Origin of the sequence: Thermosipho sp. 1070 (assembly GCF_001682135.1) — a bacterium.
Taxonomy (GTDB): domain Bacteria; phylum Thermotogota; class Thermotogae; order Thermotogales; family Fervidobacteriaceae; genus Thermosipho; species Thermosipho affectus.
In genome coordinates, this window is record NZ_CP007121.1 from 1,252,139 (window position 1) to 1,269,221 (window position 17,083).

General features: G+C 31.7%; 20 protein-coding genes. 1 reads left to right on the plus strand and 19 read right to left on the minus strand.

Going from position 1 to position 17,083, the window contains the following annotated elements; all coding sequences use genetic code 11:
• Window positions 1-10: 10 nt before the first annotated feature.
• The 4 genes from Y592_RS06285 to Y592_RS06300 all read right to left on the minus strand — a co-directional run bounded on the left by Y592_RS06285 (window position 11) and on the right by Y592_RS06300 (window position 2,964).
• Entirely contained in the window at window positions 11-1,033 is a 1,023-nt protein-coding gene (locus Y592_RS06285; RefSeq protein ID WP_088368926.1) for an extracellular solute-binding protein, read from the minus strand.
• Between the two features lie 71 nt (window positions 1,034-1,104).
• Window positions 1,105-1,986, minus strand: a complete 882-nt coding sequence (gene speE / locus Y592_RS06290) for a polyamine aminopropyltransferase (RefSeq protein ID WP_075666732.1) — start codon at window positions 1,984-1,986, stop codon at window positions 1,105-1,107.
• 30 nt (window positions 1,987-2,016) lie between these two features.
• Entirely contained in the window at window positions 2,017-2,409 is a 393-nt protein-coding gene (gene speD / locus Y592_RS06295) for an adenosylmethionine decarboxylase (protein ID WP_075666145.1), read from the minus strand.
• Window positions 2,410-2,430: 21 nt separating this feature from the next.
• Window positions 2,431-2,964 carry a helix-turn-helix domain-containing protein gene (locus Y592_RS06300; protein WP_075666146.1) on the minus strand — a complete coding sequence of 178 codons (534 nt, stop codon included), beginning with the start codon at window positions 2,962-2,964 and terminating at the stop codon, window positions 2,431-2,433.
• A gap of 201 nt (window positions 2,965-3,165) precedes the next feature.
• On the opposite strand from Y592_RS06300, the gene Y592_RS06305 reads away from it, so the two are divergent.
• A complete protein-coding gene (locus Y592_RS06305) occupies window positions 3,166-4,587 on the plus strand; it encodes a phospho-sugar mutase (RefSeq protein WP_088368928.1) in 1,422 nt (473 codons plus the stop codon).
• 12 nt (window positions 4,588-4,599) lie between these two features.
• Here the strand turns inward: Y592_RS06305 and Y592_RS06310 are convergent, their stop codons facing one another.
• From Y592_RS06310 to minC, 15 genes are all read right to left on the minus strand, one after another.
• The gene (locus tag Y592_RS06310; protein WP_075666148.1) at window positions 4,600-5,373 is read right to left on the minus strand and encodes a Rossmann-like and DUF2520 domain-containing protein; all 774 of its coding nucleotides are present in this window, start codon (window positions 5,371-5,373) and stop codon (window positions 4,600-4,602) included.
• 14 nt (window positions 5,374-5,387) lie between these two features.
• Entirely contained in the window at window positions 5,388-6,077 is a 690-nt protein-coding gene (locus Y592_RS06315; protein ID WP_335743681.1) for a DUF554 domain-containing protein, read from the minus strand.
• A gap of 7 nt (window positions 6,078-6,084) precedes the next feature.
• The gene (gene ybeY / locus Y592_RS06320; protein WP_077198448.1) at window positions 6,085-6,492 is read right to left on the minus strand and encodes an rRNA maturation RNase YbeY; all 408 of its coding nucleotides are present in this window, start codon (window positions 6,490-6,492) and stop codon (window positions 6,085-6,087) included.
• A complete protein-coding gene (locus Y592_RS06325; protein WP_075666151.1) occupies window positions 6,479-7,837 on the minus strand; it encodes an HDIG domain-containing metalloprotein in 1,359 nt (452 codons plus the stop codon). The genes ybeY and Y592_RS06325 overlap by 14 nt, the downstream gene beginning before the upstream one ends.
• Window positions 7,824-8,780: a PhoH family protein gene (locus Y592_RS06330; protein WP_075666152.1), complete on the minus strand. Its 957-nt coding sequence runs from the start codon at window positions 8,778-8,780 to the stop codon at window positions 7,824-7,826. The genes Y592_RS06325 and Y592_RS06330 overlap by 14 nt, the downstream gene beginning before the upstream one ends.
• Window positions 8,781-8,848: 68 nt before the next feature.
• Window positions 8,849-9,727, minus strand: a complete 879-nt coding sequence (meaB, locus tag Y592_RS06335) for a methylmalonyl Co-A mutase-associated GTPase MeaB (protein WP_075666153.1) — start codon at window positions 9,725-9,727, stop codon at window positions 8,849-8,851.
• Window positions 9,724-10,125 (minus strand): cobalamin B12-binding domain-containing protein, encoded by a 402-nt coding sequence (locus tag Y592_RS06340; protein ID WP_075666154.1) that lies wholly within the window; start codon window positions 10,123-10,125, stop codon window positions 9,724-9,726. The genes meaB and Y592_RS06340 overlap by 4 nt, the downstream gene beginning before the upstream one ends.
• A 10-nt stretch (window positions 10,126-10,135) precedes the next feature.
• Window positions 10,136-10,543: a biotin/lipoyl-containing protein gene (locus tag Y592_RS06345; protein WP_075666155.1), complete on the minus strand. Its 408-nt coding sequence runs from the start codon at window positions 10,541-10,543 to the stop codon at window positions 10,136-10,138.
• Window positions 10,516-10,836 carry an OadG family protein gene (locus Y592_RS06350; protein ID WP_077198449.1) on the minus strand — a complete coding sequence of 107 codons (321 nt, stop codon included), beginning with the start codon at window positions 10,834-10,836 and terminating at the stop codon, window positions 10,516-10,518. Before Y592_RS06350 ends, Y592_RS06345 begins: the two co-directional genes overlap by 28 nt.
• Window positions 10,837-10,846: 10 nt before the next feature.
• The gene (locus Y592_RS06355; protein ID WP_075666157.1) at window positions 10,847-12,385 is read right to left on the minus strand and encodes an acyl-CoA carboxylase subunit beta; all 1,539 of its coding nucleotides are present in this window, start codon (window positions 12,383-12,385) and stop codon (window positions 10,847-10,849) included.
• Between the two features lie 14 nt (window positions 12,386-12,399).
• On the minus strand, window positions 12,400-12,807 hold the full coding sequence (mce, locus tag Y592_RS06360; protein WP_075666158.1) for a methylmalonyl-CoA epimerase: 408 nt from the start codon (window positions 12,805-12,807) through the stop codon (window positions 12,400-12,402).
• 64 nt (window positions 12,808-12,871) lie between these two features.
• Window positions 12,872-13,189: a cyclic nucleotide-binding domain-containing protein gene (locus Y592_RS06365; RefSeq protein WP_075666159.1), complete on the minus strand. Its 318-nt coding sequence runs from the start codon at window positions 13,187-13,189 to the stop codon at window positions 12,872-12,874.
• On the minus strand, window positions 13,176-13,892 hold the full coding sequence (locus Y592_RS06370; protein WP_077198452.1) for a hypothetical protein: 717 nt from the start codon (window positions 13,890-13,892) through the stop codon (window positions 13,176-13,178). The genes Y592_RS06365 and Y592_RS06370 overlap by 14 nt, the downstream gene beginning before the upstream one ends.
• Window positions 13,893-13,896: 4 nt before the next feature.
• Window positions 13,897-16,464 (minus strand): preprotein translocase subunit SecA, encoded by a 2,568-nt coding sequence (gene secA, locus Y592_RS06375; protein WP_075666161.1) that lies wholly within the window; start codon window positions 16,462-16,464, stop codon window positions 13,897-13,899.
• Window positions 16,461-17,078, minus strand: coding sequence for a septum site-determining protein MinC (minC, locus tag Y592_RS06380; protein WP_075666162.1), 618 nt, complete (start codon window positions 17,076-17,078; stop codon window positions 16,461-16,463). The genes secA and minC overlap by 4 nt, the downstream gene beginning before the upstream one ends.
• Window positions 17,079-17,083 lie beyond the last annotated feature (5 nt).

Sequence of the window (17,083 nt, forward strand, 5' to 3'; positions counted from 1 at the left end):
TAACTTCTCCTTACATTATTATTTCTTGCCATGCTTTGTTATAAAGTTCTATTGCACTTCCTATATCATTTATAAATTCACAGTTTTTGAGGTCTTCAATTGTGTAGATGGGTTTTTCTTTAATGTATTTTCTTGCTTCTATATTTGGCGAAGGTAATACAAGAAAATCTGCTATTATAGCCGCATTTTTGGGATCTAAAATGTGGTTTATAAATTTGTATGCAAGGTCAACGTTTTTTGCACCTTTAAGGATTACCATGTTATCTATCCAAAGTGTGCCTCCTTCTTCTGGTATAAAGAAGTCAAAGTTATCTTCTTCACCTTCGGGGATTCTTTGGAATATGTCTTCACCATAGCCGTGGACAACCCAGTATTCACCATTTACAATACCATTTGCATAAGAAGATGCGTCAAATTTAACTATGTTTTCCTTCCATTTGAGTATTAATTGTTTAGCTTCTTCAATTTCTTTTGGATTTGTTGTGTTTACAGAGTATCCCAAGTATTTTAAAGCCCCACCAAAAACTTCTCTCATGTCGTCGAGTAATGTCATTCTTCCTTTTAGTTTTTGATCTAAAAATATGTTCCATGAGTGACTATAATCTTTTACGTATTTTTTGTTTACACAAATTCCCGTTGAACCCATCATATATGGTACGCTATATTCGTGATTTTCATCGTAAATAGTTTTTCCCAATATCTCAGGATCAAGATACTTGAAATTTGGAATTTTGTTAAGATCTAATTTTAGAAGCAACCCTTCTTTTTTCATTATTGAAACATGATCGCCAGATGGAAATACAATATCGTATCCACCACCGCCAGCTTTTATTTTTGCATACATTTCTTCATTTGAGGCAAATGAATCGTACACAACTTTGCAGTTATACTTTTCTTCAAAGGATTTGATAACTTCATCAGGTATATATTCTTCCCAATTGTATATATAGAGTACTTTTTTTCTAGGAACTACAAAGAAAGTAACTGCAACAAAAATAGCAATTAGCCCAAGTGTGAACCAGAATTTTTTCATGCACTTCCCCTCCTTTTCCAATAAAAACGGATGGACGTAAAGTCCATCCTCTTATTGAATTTTTTTAGGCATTATAGCTGCTCCAATTCATTTTTTAAGAATGTAGGTAAAGCAAATGCTGCTTTATGAATTTCTTCGTTATAATATTTCAATTCTTCTTGGAAAGATTTAACTTTTTCGGGAGCAAAATCTTTTAATGGATCAAGTCCTTTTGATGCAAATGTATAAGACCACATTCCACTTGGGTATGTTGGCATAAATCCAAGATAAAGTTTGGTTATAGGAAATGTCTTTCTAATTCTTGAATAAGCAAGTCTCATCCATGCACCATCATATAACCAATCTTCTGATTCAGCTGAAAGTGTACCATTTTCGGTTAATGCGTCGTAACATGCCTTGTAAAAATCTTCAGTGAATAAGTGTCCACCTTCACCAGCAGTTGGATCTGTAGAATCTATAATTATTACATCAAATTCGTTTTTGAAATTTCTGACAAATTGAGAACCATCTTCGTAAACAAGTTCTACTCTAGGATCATCAAGTTTTGAAGCTGTTACAGGAAGATATTTTTTTGCGGCTTCAACAACCATTTGGTCAATTTCACACATGACAACTTTTTCTACGCTTTTGTGTTTTAAAACTTCCCTAACACTTCCGCCATCTCCGCCACCGATTACGAGCACTTTTTTTGGATTGGGGTGCATAAACATAGGTACATGAACGAGCATTTCGTGATAGAAAAAGTCGTCTTTTTCAGTGGTCATCGTGATACCATCTAAAGAAAATACCCTTCCAAAAAAATCAGTTTCAAAAATATCAATTCTCTGATATTTACTTTGAGCAGAATATAATGGTTTGTTTATTTTCATAAATATCCCCGTGTTTCCAGGGGTATAGTATTCAAAATACCAAAGATGTCTATTAGGAACAAATCCATATTGGAAATCTTTCATTATTTTCTTTTCTATATTTTCATTCATAGTTTACACCTCCATTTTGTGTGGGGAATTTTCTGGAATACCAATCTCATCATATTTTCCTCTCAAGTGTTCTACAACATGCACTCTTTGAGATTTAAGAGATTTTTTTAAATAAGAAAATGCCTTCCAAGGATCTACATCATCGCCACAGGTAAATAAATCCACAGCTGCATAACCATACTCAGGCCAGGTATGTATGGTTAAATGTGATTCGGAAATAACTACTACTCCACTTACTCCATATGGGAGGAATCTATGGAATGAGGAGTTTACTAATGTAGCACCAGTTTCGTATGCTGCATCTTTCATTGATTTTTCAATAACTTCAACATCATCCAGTATTTCCTTATCACAGTCGTAAAATTCTGCTATAATATGTCTTCCTAAGCTTTTCATGTTAATCCCTCCCTTTCTTTTTTATTCAATATCAATCCAAATGAATTTTACTTTGGATTTATAAGGATTTTTTATTTTATGCCTTCTGTCGGCGCAATAATAAAAACAATCTCCTTCGTTTACTTTATATTTTTTTCCATCTAATATCAATTCCAGCTTTCCACTTATAACAAATCCGAATTCATCTCCCTCATGGGGTTCTTCTTCTTCAGTTTCAGAACCTGGTTCCATCTCAATTAACTTTGGATCAATTGACTTGTCTTCGATATTGTCCATTAAAATAAAACCTTTTATGCCTAATTCATCTAAATACATTGGAACTCTATCGCTTACTTTAAAAACTATCTTTTCTTGTTTTTTGTCTGTTGAGAAAAATGTTTTTAAATCACTTCCTAGGACTCTTAATATTCTTTCTAAAGTGTCTATCGAAGGTGAAACCTGGTCATTTTCAAGCTGAGATATGAAACTTCTAGAAAGATCACATCTATCCGCTAATTCTTCTTGAGTGTACCCCCTAGCCACTCTTAAAGTCCTTATTTTAGAGCCTAATTTCAACTTCCCACCCCGTTGATGTCTATAATACTAAACAAAAAATGTTTATGATACACAACATATTATATAATCTTTTCACTTTCTTTCAAGTTAATTTTGTGTAAAATAAAGGTAACGAAATAAGAGGAAAATGCGTTAAAAATAGCACTTATTAGATTTTTAGGTGTTATAATTACAAAGAAGATGATGAGAGGAGGTTTGATAATGATATTATTTGGAACTGGTGGAATTAGAGGAGTAATGAGAGAAGGAGAATTTGACGAAAAAACAGTTATGGTTGCAAGTAAAGGTGTTTCTAATTATATGAAAGATAATAATTTAAAAAGTGTAGTTATTGCATACGATACTAGAAATAATTCAAAAAAATTTGCAGATTTATCTGCAAGGGTCTTTGCATCAGATGGTCATAAAGTTTTTTTGTTTTCACAGCCGGTTCCTACTCCTGTTTTATCGTTTGCGGTAAGGCAATTAAAATGTGATATGGGGATTGTTATAACTGCAAGTCATAATCCACCTGAATATAATGGATATAAGGTTTATACTTTTGATGGAGTCCAAGCTATACCTAAAATTACAAATGTTTTGGCAGATTATGTGGAAAAAGCATGGAATATGCCTATAGAACTTTCAGAAAATTTTGAATACGTCCAAGATGAATTGCTTGATCAATACATAGAAAAAGTAACCAGTTTAATTTCAACAGATTTAAATGGACTTAAAATAGTGTATACACCGTTACATGGAACTGGTTTAAAACCAGTTATGTCTGTATTAAAAAAATTAGGTGCGCAATTAATACCTGTTTCGGAGCAGTGCACATTTGACGGAAATTTTCCCACTGTAAAATCTCCAAATCCGGAAGATGATGGAGCGTTAACTTTATTGAGAAAGTACATGAAAAAACATAATGTAGATCTTGGAATTGCAACTGATCCAGATTGTGATAGAGTAGGGGTTGTTTATAAAGGAATACGTTTAACAGGCAATCAAGTGGGAGTTCTTATATCTGATTACTTATTAAACTATGCAGATGAAGACAGTATGATAGTTAAAACTATTGTGACTACGGATATGGTGAAACCCATGTGTAAGGAAAATGGAGTAAGGTTATTTGAGACACCAACGGGCTTTAAATATATAGGCTATCTCGCAGAAAATAGTAAATATAAATTTTTATTTGGTTTTGAAGAGAGTTGTGGATATCTTACGGGAGATCTTTCAAGAGATAAAGATGGAGTGATAGGTTCTGCGTTAGTTGCCGTGGTTTCAAAGAAATACGATTTATTGGATAGATTAGAGGAACTTTATCAAAAATATGGATATTACCAAGAAAAGCTTTTAAACTTTAAATTTAAGAGTGTAAATATAGCCAAAGAAATTTATGAAAGAATAAAGAAAATGGATTTGGATATAATAGATTATTCAAAAGGATATGGTAATGTTGAACCTAACGAAACTATTCAAATAATGTTTGAGGAAGGTAAAATTTTTGTACGACCTTCTGGAACTGAACCAAAATTGAAAGCATATGTTATGACCGTATCTGAAGACAAGGAAAAATCCATAGAGAATTTAGAAGTACTTGTAAAAAAGTTTAAAGATATATTAGAAAAAACGAAAGGGTAATTACCCTTTCGTTTATTTTTCCTCTTTTATAGATAATATTACTTGGATAAATGAATCGAAAAGAGGGCATAGTTCTGGGAATTTACCACAAAATAGTTCCATTTCTGCGTTTATTATTTCCAAATCTTCCCTGACAATAGGGCCGGTTATAGTCTTAATTGTTCCGTAATTTTTGATATTTTCAATTGTATTTTTTAGCAAGCTTTCCATTACTTTAAAGAATAATTCTTTTGGTAATTTTGCATCATCGTATATCTTTTCTGCAATATATATCAAAGAATGAGTAAAGTTACTCATTATTACCGCAGAGAGATGATAGTTAATTTTAGCATTTGTTGGTATTATAAAAGATATACCACCTAAGAGGTCCACTATTTTCTTTGCTAAATCTATATTTCCTTCTATCCCAAAAGGTACATTTGTAAATTTTGTATTTTCGTTTATTACTGGACAATTTGGATGGATAGACGCAGGATTCCATTTTTCTGGAAAAATAGTTGAGGGGTAAAATCCACTAAAATGTATTACAGATGTATTAGTAGGTATAAACTTTTCTAGCATATTTTTTGCTTCAGGAAGAAATGTATCGTTGTATCCTACTAAAACTACATCTTCAAACTTAAAGGAATCGCTATATGATACGGGAGTGCCCTTTCCAATTTTTTTTGAGAATATTTTTGCTTTTTCTTTGTCTCTTGATAAAATGTATCCAATTTCAACTTTGTCTTTTAAATTGAAAAGCAGGGCAGATGTAACTTTTCCAAGTCCGGCAACATTGATTTTCATTTTTATTTTCCTCCCTAAAATAAATTAACCAAAAATACTAAAAGAGGGCAGATTAACAATGCGGGCAAAAAATTTCCTACTCTAGTATCTTTAATTTCAAGAATTTTTAGACCAATGCCTAATACCATAACACCACCTGCGGCTATTAAATCATTTAAGTAATCGGGAGTAGTTAGAAATGATAATTTTGAGGAAAAGATAACCAGTAGACCTTGAATAACAAGTACAGAAAAACCAGATAATAGTACTCCAAGGCCATAGATAGAAGATAGAACAATTGAGGAGATACCGTCTAAAAGTGATTTCATATAAATTAGTGAACCGTCATTTGTAAGTCCAGCGGTAATTGAACCTATTATTGTTAAAGGACCAACAAGGAATAAAAGAGATGATGTAACAAAACCTGTAGAAAAATCTCCTTCTTTTATTGTATCACCTATCTTTTTCAGTTTGCCTTCTATATTTATAAGTTCGCCTATAATTCCACCTATTGCAAGCGATGATAGAACGATGAGGAAATTATTTGTCTTTAGGATCATTGTTAAAGATAAACCTATTGTTGATAATCCAACTGCGTAAAATAAAATATTCTGTATGTTTTTTGGAACCCCTTTTTTTATAAATATTCCAATAAGACTTCCTATAACTATCGAAATAGTATTTATTATCGGTGTAAAAATAACATATCCCTCCTTTTTATCTATACCCTATTTATAGATTGAATTTTTTTAAGTATTTTTCGTAATACTTGTTTTGTATTTTAAACATTAATTCTGCGTTAGTTGTGTCGTATTCATGGTCATATCCACAACAGTGTAAAGAAGCATGTATTAAGACCATTAACAATTCTTTTTCAAATGAATTTGAAAATGTTTCGGCGTTTCTTTTAATAACATCTTCGCATATGTATATTTCTGCAAATAAGTCATCATCTCCGTATACAAAGGTTAGCACATCTGTCTCTGTATCCTTTTTTCGAAAGGTGTTGTTTAGTTTTTTGATTTCTTCTTTTGAAACAAAGATAATATTTATGTTTACTTCTTTTCCCAATTCATTTTTTGTAATTTCTTTAACTATCTTGGTGTATTTTTTATCTATTTCCTTGTTAGTTGTTATCACTTGATTGCACCACCTTTTTAATTTCTTCTTTTGGATATTCTATTCTACTCTTTGTAATATTAATAATCACTTTTATAAATTCATCGATTATAAGTTCCAATTCTTTAAGAGTTAAACCAGATTCATCTAGTTGTTTTTCGTTGTATATACCAGACACAATTTCTTCGACTTTGTCTTTAATTCTTTGATAGTTTGAGGTGTTTATACTCTTTAATGCTGCTTCTACACTGTCTGCAAGCATTATTATTCCTGCCTCTTTGAATTGTGGCTTGGGACCAGGATATCTAAAAGAATCTTCATCTACATTTTCTTCAATTTCTTTTGCTTTAAAGTAAAAATATTTTTGTACTCTTGTTCCATGATGTTGTGGAATTATAAACTCTATTCTTAAAGGAAGTCTATACTTTCGTGCAAATTCAACACCAGATTTTACATGATCTTCCAGGATAATATGACTAAGAAAAGGGCTTATTTGATTGTGCGGATTTTGATTTTTATCTTTCAAATTTTCGACAAAAAAATATGGTCGTACCATTTTTCCAATATCATGAAAGTACGAGGCAACTCTTGCAAATGTAGAGTTTGCACCTATTCTTTCTGCAGCAGCTTCTGCAAGTGTTGCAACCATAATACTGTGATAATACGTTCCAGGGGCTTGTATGGATAGTCTTTTTAAAAGAGGATGATTCATATTTGCAAGCTCTGCAAGACCGATATTAGAATATATTCTTGAAAAATATTCTATATAGGGAAGTACTCCAAGAATTATGACAGTTGATACAAATGGATTTAGAATAGCATATATAAAGGTATATACGTTTAGATAGAAAGGTTTAAGTGGACTTTGAGCAACGACAAGTAGAATTGCCGTTAACGAAGTAAAAGTAGCAGCTTTTGCTATTTCAATTCTTCTTACAATGTTTTTTATTAGATAGTTCATAATTACAATTTGTGGGACAAAGAAAAATAGGGAGTAAAAATTTCCAAGATGAAATGAAAGAATTACACTTTGTAATATTCCTGCAGCTATGCCTACTTCGTATGTGGTAAGTAAGGTGAGAAGAAGCGATGAAATCAAAAATGGGGAAAGACTGACATCCCAATTTTTCATTGATGGATAAGTAATCAAAATTCCTATTATGAATAAAAAATAAAATGTGTATTTATAAATTTTGTGGAGTTTGAAATAATAAATATATTTGAACAACAATTCAATGACCAAATACCATAAAAGAGTTAAAAAAATAAACTCATTTGTAGCTTTTACGAGATTAAAGTCGAATGAATTAATTATAATTACTGATATAAGCGAAACAACTATTCCTTCGAAGTCAATCTTTTTCATTTTTTTCCCCTTTTTCATATTTTTCGTATGCTTTGATTATCTTTTTTACAAGAGGATGCCTTACTACATCTGCTTCAGTTAAATGAACAAATTCTATCCCATCTATACTTTTAAGTATCTTTTCTGCCATCACCAAACCAGAATTTTCTTTTATGTCTATTTGTGTTATATCTCCGGTAATAATTGCTTTGGAACTGAATCCAATCCGAGTTAAGAACATTTTCATTTGTTCATAAGTAGTGTTTTGAGCCTCGTCTAAAATTATAAATGCATTGTTTAATGTTCTACCTCTCATGTAAGCAAGGGGAGCAATTTCAATAATATTTCTTTCCCTGTATGATATGAATTTTTCAAAAGGTATTAAATCAATTAAGGAATCAAATAAAGGTCTTAAATAAGGATCTACTTTTTCAGATAAATCTCCAGGTAAAAAACCTAACTTTTCTCCAGCTTCAACAGCAGGCCTTGTGAGTATTATTCTATTTATTTTTCCGCTTTTTAAGTAATCTACAGCAAGCGCAGATGCCAAATAAGTTTTTCCAGTACCAGCAGGACCTATAACAAAAACTATATCACTTTTTTCAACGGCTTCTATGTACTTTTTTTGGCCTCTTGTTTTTGGTTTTACCCTACCATGGATAATAGTTTTCGTGATAACTTCAGTTAATATTTCAGAGTTTTTTTCTGTTTCCTTTTCCGATACCAAATATTCAAATTCTTGTTTATCCAGTAAATGTCCTTCTCGTGTAATATTTATCATTTCATTTATTATGCCTTCAACGATTTTTATGTTTTCTTCATTTTTTCCTTTTAAAAAAACTTCATTTCCCCTAACAGATATATCAAGTCCAAATTTTTTTTCCAAATATCTAAGCCTATTGTCATACTGACCAAAAATTTCGACTATGAATATGTCTTTTGGAATTGTTATTTTTTTTATCACTCATGCACCTCACTTTTGTTCTTCTAAGTTAGTAAATAAAAAGTTTCCCTATCCCCCAAGTGTCTTTTTTAAATTATACCACATAATTTATTAAGAGTTTTTTCTACCAAAGTTGAGACTCTTTCTTCAGGTTCAATTTTGGAAATTATCTCTTTTACCTTCCTAATTACTATTGTTTCTGCATGCCTTTTTTGTCTTTGTTTTTTTCTTGTATTTAGCTCTCCATTTTCTTTGAATTTATTTAATAAATCATTTATATTTTCTAAAAGTTGTTTAATTCCTTTTCCAGAAGTAGCAATAGTTTCAACTATTGTTTTTTTAGAATTTGAGAGTGATAAGATATGTTCAAGTTGGATCTTTAAAGATGCTGTTCCATCTAAATCTGCTTTATTTATAACATAAATATCACCAATTTCCATTATTCCAGCTTTTAACAGTTGAATTTCATCTCCTGCTCCTGGCGAAAGTACGAGTGTAACTAGATCAGATACGTTTACTATATCAATTTCACTTTGGCCGGCTCCTACAGTTTCAATTAATATATAATCAAATCCAAATGCATCCATTAGTTTTATCACGTCAAAAATACTTTCGTTAAGACCTCCAAGACTATTTCCACTGCCCATACTTCTTATGAAAACACCTTTGTCAAGGAAGTGTTTTTTCATCCTTATTCTGTCACCCAAAAATGCGCCGCCGGTAAAAGGGCTTGTAGGATCTACCGCAATTACCCCAACAGTTTTTTCTGTTGCTCTAATTTCAGAAATTAGAGCATTTACTAAAGAACTTTTTCCCGCTCCTGGGCTTCCAGTAATTCCAATAACAAACGAATCATTTGTCCATAAATCGTCAACAAAATTATTTTCAGTATTATTTTCAACGTAAGTTATAAGCTTTGCAAGTGCTCTCTGATCTTTTTGTTTTAATTTTTCTAAGAGTTCTTTCAATTTTTAACCTCCGTAAAGAAATTTTGTATTTTTTTAACGATTGTGTTTAAGGGTGTCCCAGGTCCGAATACTTCTTTTATCCCCATCTTCTTTAATTCAACTGCGTCGTTTGCTGGAATTATACCACCAACAAAAACAGGTACGTTAAAATCATTTTCTTCCATTAATTTTAGTATTTTTTTACAGATACTCATATGTGCTCCTGATAATATGGAAAGCCCGATTACATCCACGTCTTCTTGTATAGCAGATTGAATAATTTGTTCTGGAGTTTGTCTTAATCCCGTATATATAACTTCCATACCAGCGTCTCTTAATGCTTTTGCAACAACTTTTGCACCTCTATCATGACCATCAAGTCCTGGTTTTGCAATAAGTACCCTTATTTTTTTTTCCATTTTCCCCCTCCTATTCAAGTTCGATTAATGCTTGTCCTGTGTCGACATTATCTCCTTCTTTTACGAGGACATTTTTCACAGTTCCTCCTACCTCGGCTATAATTTCATTTTCCATTTTCATGGCCTCTAAAATTACAACTTTGTCACCAGGTTTTACATTTTGGCCTTGGGAGATTAACACTTTTAAGACAAGCCCAGACATAGGGGCGTTAATAGTATGACTACCTGAAGATGATTTCTTTGGTTCAATTTTTTCAGTTTCAGGTTTAGATTGTGTTTTTTCCTCTACTTTTGGTGTTTTTACGTTTTCTACATTTGATGGTGTTTTTTCTTGCAGAATTTGTGTGTGAGCTTGTAAATCCTCAACTTCTACTATGTATTCTTTTCCATTTACCCTAACTTTGAACTTTTTGACCATCCTTTTACACCTCTCCATCCAGTTTTTTTCCAGACAGTCCAACCTCTGTTTTCATTTTTTTTATAAACTTTCTTTACTGTTACTGGACCTAACATACTATATATTGCAGCCATAATTGCTGCTATTTCTTCTTCTTCTTCATTATTTAAAGTTAAGTCCTCGTGTGATTCTATTTTTTGAGGCAATTTTATTGCAGCTTTTTTTGAGAAAAATCCAAATAGTAAAAAGACAAAGTACAGTATCGTAAAAACCAAAAAAACTGTTACTAATCCTATAATGGTTATTATAAACATTCATTTCACCTCATAATGGAATGTTTCCATGCTTTTTCTTTGGTCTTGGTTCAACTTTTGTTTTGCCGTATTCAATTGATTTAGCTATCCATTTTCTTGTATTTCTTGGATCAATTATTGCATCGATGTAACCTCTTGACGCGGCAACGTATGGATTTGAGAATGCGTTTTTATATTCTTCTATCTTTTTAATTCTCATTTCCTCTGGATTTTCGGCATTTGCTATTTCTTTTTTGAAAATTATATTTGCTGCTCCTTCAGGTCCCATTACTGCGATTTCTGCGGTAGGCCATGCGGCTACAAAGTCTGCACCTAGATGTTTACTACCCATTGCAATATAGGCGCCACCGTATGCTTTTCTCAATATTATGGTAATTTTCAATGTTGTGGCTTCACTATATGCGTATAACATCTTTGCACCATGTCTTATTATTCCACCGTGTTCTTGTTTTGTTCCTGGGAGATATCCAGGTGTATCTACAAATGTGATAATTGGAATATTAAAGGAATCTAAGAATCTTATAAACCGTGCAGCTTTGTCTGAGGAATCTATATCCAAGACACCTGCAAATACGTTGGGTTGGTTTGCAACTATACCGACTGGATATCCATTAATTCTTGCAAAGCCTACCACTATATTTTTGGCAAAGTGTTCGTGAACTTCAAGAAATTCTCCATTGTCCACTATTTTTTTGATTACATTTTTTACATCATAACCTTTTTTAGAATCGGAAGATACTATATTAAGTATTGAATCATCAATTTCAAGGTTACCACCACTTGATATTTCTGGCTCTTCCATGTTGTTTTGCGGAAGGTATGACAAAAGATTTTTAATTAGTAGGATGGCATCTTCTTCAGATTTTGTAATGAAGTGTGCGTTTCCACTTTTTGAGTTGTGAATAAAAGCTCCCCCTAAATCTTCTTTTGAGATTTCTTCTCCTGTTACGGCTTTGATAACATTTGGTCCGGTTATAAACATTTGGGCTACTTTATCCACCATTATAACAAAATCTGTAATGGCAGGTGAATAAACAGCACCACCGGCACATGGTCCTGCTATTAAAGTTATTTGTGGTATTACACCAGAAGCGAGTGTATTTCTAAAGAATATTTCTCCGTAACCATATAGCGAATCTACACCTTCTTGTATTCTGGCACCACCTGAATCATTTATACCAATTATTGGGATTCCCATTTTAAGGGCAAGATCCATTATTTTGGCAATTTTTTTTGCGTGCATCTCACCTAAGGAACCACCCATAACGGTAAAATCTTGTGAAAATACAGCGACTGGTTTTCCGTTAATTTTTCCAATACCCGTTATAACTCCATCTGCAGGTAATTCTTTTTTATCTAATCCAAATTGTGTATTTCTATGTTTGACGAACTTGTCAATTTCTTCGAATGTTCCTTCATCAAATAAGAGTTGTAATCGTTCTCTTGCTGTTAGTTTTCCATTTTTGTGTTGTTTTTCAATTTGTTTTTCTCCTCCACCTTTTTCTATTTTTTCTTCCATTTCCTTTAGTTTTTTAATTAATTCTTCCATGTTTTTTCCTCCTTTTAGTGATTACCTTCAACTAATTCCAATAATATTCCACCAGTGGTTTTTGGATGAATGAAAAGAACCTTTGTTCCTCCTGCTCCTTTTTGTGGTTCTTCTGATAGAGGTTTTAATCCCATTTCTTTTGCAAGGGATATAGCTTCATTTATACCGGATACATTTACAGCTATATGATGTATACCTTCCCCTTTCTTTTCTAAAAATTTAGAAACTTCCGAATTTTCATTTATTGGTTCTAAGAGTTCAAAGCGTGTTTCTCCTATTTTCACAAAATAAACCTTTAATCCTCTTTCTGGTATTGTTTCTATATGTGTAACTTCAAGCCCCAAAAAATTCTTATATAAATTTAATCTTTCTTCTGCGTTTTTGACAACAATACCAATATGATCTATTTTGTTTGTTTTCAAACTAACCACCTCCGGTTAAATTGTAACACCGGTTTTTTATATTATCAAATTTCAAAATTATTGATTAAAGCCATCCAAGTATTTTCATAGTCCTTTTAGTAAATGATTTAAGTGCTTTTTTCTCAACATCAGTTCCACTGTATAATTCTTTGAATTCATCTGGTGAGAGTTGGTTTAGTTTTACTTTTGTTTTTGCAATGGCAGTTTCAGTGTACGGTTCGTTTAATAGGGATTCTATTCCTATAACTTCGTTTTGTTGAAGAATTTCTTCAAAGTTATTGTATATTATTTTCACTTCACCTGATTTAATTATATAAATATATGTTCCGTTATCTCCTTTTTCAAAGATTTTACTTTCTTGATTTAATTCAATTGTTTTCATTTTGCATCACCCCAACGTATTTAGCGATATCTGAGTAAAATATCCACATTATATTTCCCTCTTCTTTGTATACTAATGCAAGTAAATTAAGTGCATCATGACAAATTTGTAAATTGTCGGAATAATGTAGTAATATCTTTTTACATAATAATTTTGTTATATATCTATCACCAATTGTTGAATAAACTTTTTTGGCTGTATCCAAAATTAATTCTGCTCCAGATTTTGAATCTGGGAATTTTTTTATAAAGTTTTTTAGATAATTTACCTTTGTTATTAATTTCGAATCGTCTATATTTTCTATTAAATGTAAGGCTGTTTCTTCATCATCTGGAAGTTCACCCACACTTAACGATAATAACGTTTCCATGTGTTCAATTACATTATCAAGATTTTCATCGTCTACTATGAAATCTTCAAGAGAAAAGTTTTTTTCCGTGTTTTCCTTCCTTAAGTTTATTAACTTTCTTAGAATATTTTCAAATTCTTCTGATAAAGATACTTCTTCAATTTCAGATTCTTCTATTGCTGAAATATCACCGGACAACGGAATTTCCAGTAGATATTCTGAAACTGCTATATAATCTCCTGCTTCTAATATTACAGGTCCTGATTTTTTCATTTCTCTTACTTTACCCGATTTTAATACGTATAGTTTTCTTGGGATTTCATTTACTGTAAATATTATTCCTTGGACTTTCAAATTTTCACCTCTTTACTTTTAATCTTTTTTTTCCTTTTTTGTCTACAGCTCTTCGTTTGCGCCTATTAACCAAACTAAATTCATCGTGTTGTGTGTTGATTTTTTCCAATTCTTTTTTAGATTGTCTTTCTGTTTCATCTGAAAGCCTTTGAATGTTTAACGTATAGATTATTGTCTGTTCAAAGATCCTTGACATCATTCCATCAAACATTCTGTATGTTTCCTTTTTAAACTCTATTATCGGATCTTTTTGTCCGTATGCCCTGAGGCTTACTGCTTCTTTTACATGTTCAACTTCTTCAAGGTACTGTCTCCAATTTTCATCAATTACCCTTAATGCAATAAATTTTCCTATTTTGTGGAAATCTTCACCAAATTCTTTTTTCTTTTCTTCAAACTTTTCGATTAGTTTGTTTTTCAAAAATTCTTTTAATTCTTCTCTTATGTCTGGTATCTCTCCCGTTATATTTACAATTTTTAGACTTTCTTTTACCTTGTTGACATCACAAACATTTTGTTCGCAAAATTCTTCTAATCTTCTTTCTGTAAAATCTTCAATGGCATCTTTAAAGTGCTCATCTATATTTCCTGAGAGTAAATATTCTCTGTAGCTATAAATGGCTTTTCTTTGTGCATCCAATACAGTATCCATTTGTAGAAGATTTTTCCTGATACCAAAATTTATACTTTCTACTTTCTTTTGTACTTTTTCAATGAGTTTTGTGAGCATTGGGTGGTAGATTGGTTCTCCTTTTTCTATTTTGACTATGTTCATTATTTTTTCTAATTTTTCACCACCAAATATCCTTATTAAATCATCTTCGAGTGATAAGAAAAATATGGATTCACCTGGATCACCTTGTCTTCCAGCTCTACCCCTTAGTTGGTTATCGATTCTTCTACTTTCGTGTCTTTCTGTTCCAATTATTAAAAGTCCGCCAAGTTCTTTAACGCCGGAGCCAAGTTTGATGTCTGTTCCCCTTCCTGCCATATTCGTTGCAATTGTTACTGAATTTTTTTGACCGGCTTTCGAGATTATCTCTGCTTCTTTTTCATGATGTTTTGCATTAAGAACGTTATGAGGTATGTTTTCTTTTTTTAGCATTTTGCTAAGTCTTTCACTTTTTTCTATAGAGGTAGTTCCTACAAGTACAGGTTGCCCCTTTTCGTATCTCTTCTTAATTTCATTAACAACTGCTTGAAATTTTTCTTCTTGTGTTCTATATATCAAATCGTCTCTATCTTTTCTTATCATAGGTTTGTGTGTTGGAATTACAACAACATCCATTCCGTAAATTTGCTTGAATTCTTCTTCTTCTGTTTTTGCAGTCCCGGTCATACCGGCAAGTTTTTCATACATTCTAAAGTAGTTTTGATAAGTTATAGTTGCATAAGTTATCGATTCTTCTTTTATAGAAACACCTTCTTTTGCTTCGATAGCTTGGTGGAGACCTCCGCTATACCTTCTTCCTGGAAGAAGTCTTCCTGTAAATTCATCGACAATTACAACTTCTCCTTTATGAATAATATAATCTACATCCTTTTTAAACAAATATTGTGCTTTTAATGCGTTTAGTAAAAAATACATCTTGTTTACATGTTCAGGGTCATATAGATTGTCGATATTTAACAATTTTTCCACATGTTCGATTCCTTCGTCGGTCAATATAACCGTTTTTTTCTTTTCGTCTACTGTAAAATGTTTGTCTTTAATTAGTTTTTTGGCAATTTGGTTAAATCTTTTATAATCTGAGGCCTTTGTTTTAGATGGACCACTAATTATTAGGGGAGTTCTTGCCTCGTCTATTAAGATGCTATCTACTTCATCGACAATGGCGTAGTAGTGGCCCCTTTGAACTCTATCGGAGAGGTCTATGACTAAATTGTCCCTCAAGTAATCAAAACCAAATTCCGTATTTGTTCCATATGTAATATCGCAATGGTATGCTTCTTTTCTACTTATTTCTTTTATTTCTATTTCAAATGCAAGGGTTGCATTTTTTACCTTCTTTTCTTCGGGTAAAAATTCGTCGGAAAAATCTAATGGCCATACACTTAAGTTTTCTTTTACAGCATTTTCAAAAGCTTCTTTATTTTTCCAGATAATTTCGTACGATTTGTTTTGTGTGTTTATTATTCCTACTCTTAGTCCCAAAGCAAGATATATAGGTCCCATCCACATTGCATCTCTTTTGGCAAGATAATCATTTACAGTTACAAGATGTACACCTTTCCCCAAAAGGGCATTTAGTACAACAGGCATAGTTGCTACAAGTGTCTTTCCTTCGCCGGTTTTCATTTCGGCAACTTTACTATCGTGTAATACCATTCCACCAATAAGCTGCACATCAAAGGGTCTTAATCCGATGGTTCTTTTTGCAACTTCTCTTACTATTGCAAAAACTTCATATAGATAATCATCTATGGTTTCTTGGGTAATTTCCTTTTTTATTTTGTTTATTCTTTCAATTAATTCACTAAATTTTGAATTTTCTAAGTTTATTTCGTTGATTTTTTTTACCTTTTTCCAATATTTTTTTAAAACTCTTTCATTCTTGTCGAATAATTTCACAGTTTTTCCTCCCTTTGAACGATTTCATCAAATATTAATTTTCCACCTTTTGAATATATAAAAGTGGGATTATTATATGTTTTTGATAATTGATGTTTTATATCATTTATTTGAATTAGTGGGCTATTTAAAGAAAGTGTAAGTATATATGCAGGTGTTATTCTTAAACCGGCCTTAATTAGTCCGTGACAAGAACCGAAAATTACAACAGAACCTCCTGCATTTATTTCTGAACCCACATGTACGTTTCCAACTAAAATAATATTTCCATTGTGAGTTATTTTTTGACCGGATCTTAGATTTTTAATGAGAATGATAGTCTTCTCTTTTTCTTCTTCTTTATTTTCTACAGTTACATTTTTTTCATCGAATTCATCAGTTATTATAGCTTTAGTTTTGATATTATATTCTTCTAATTTTTCTATTATTTTTGGAACATCGCAAATTTTTTCCTTTAAATTTTTCACTTTTAAAAGTACTTTTTCTCTGCCATCAAAAAAGTGTTTGATTTCTTTCATTTTTGAATCAATATTTGAGAGTAAATTTTGAATTTTATCGTACTCATCAATGTAGAAAACAATATCGGATTTAAATGCTTTTAAGTCAAATGACAAAACAC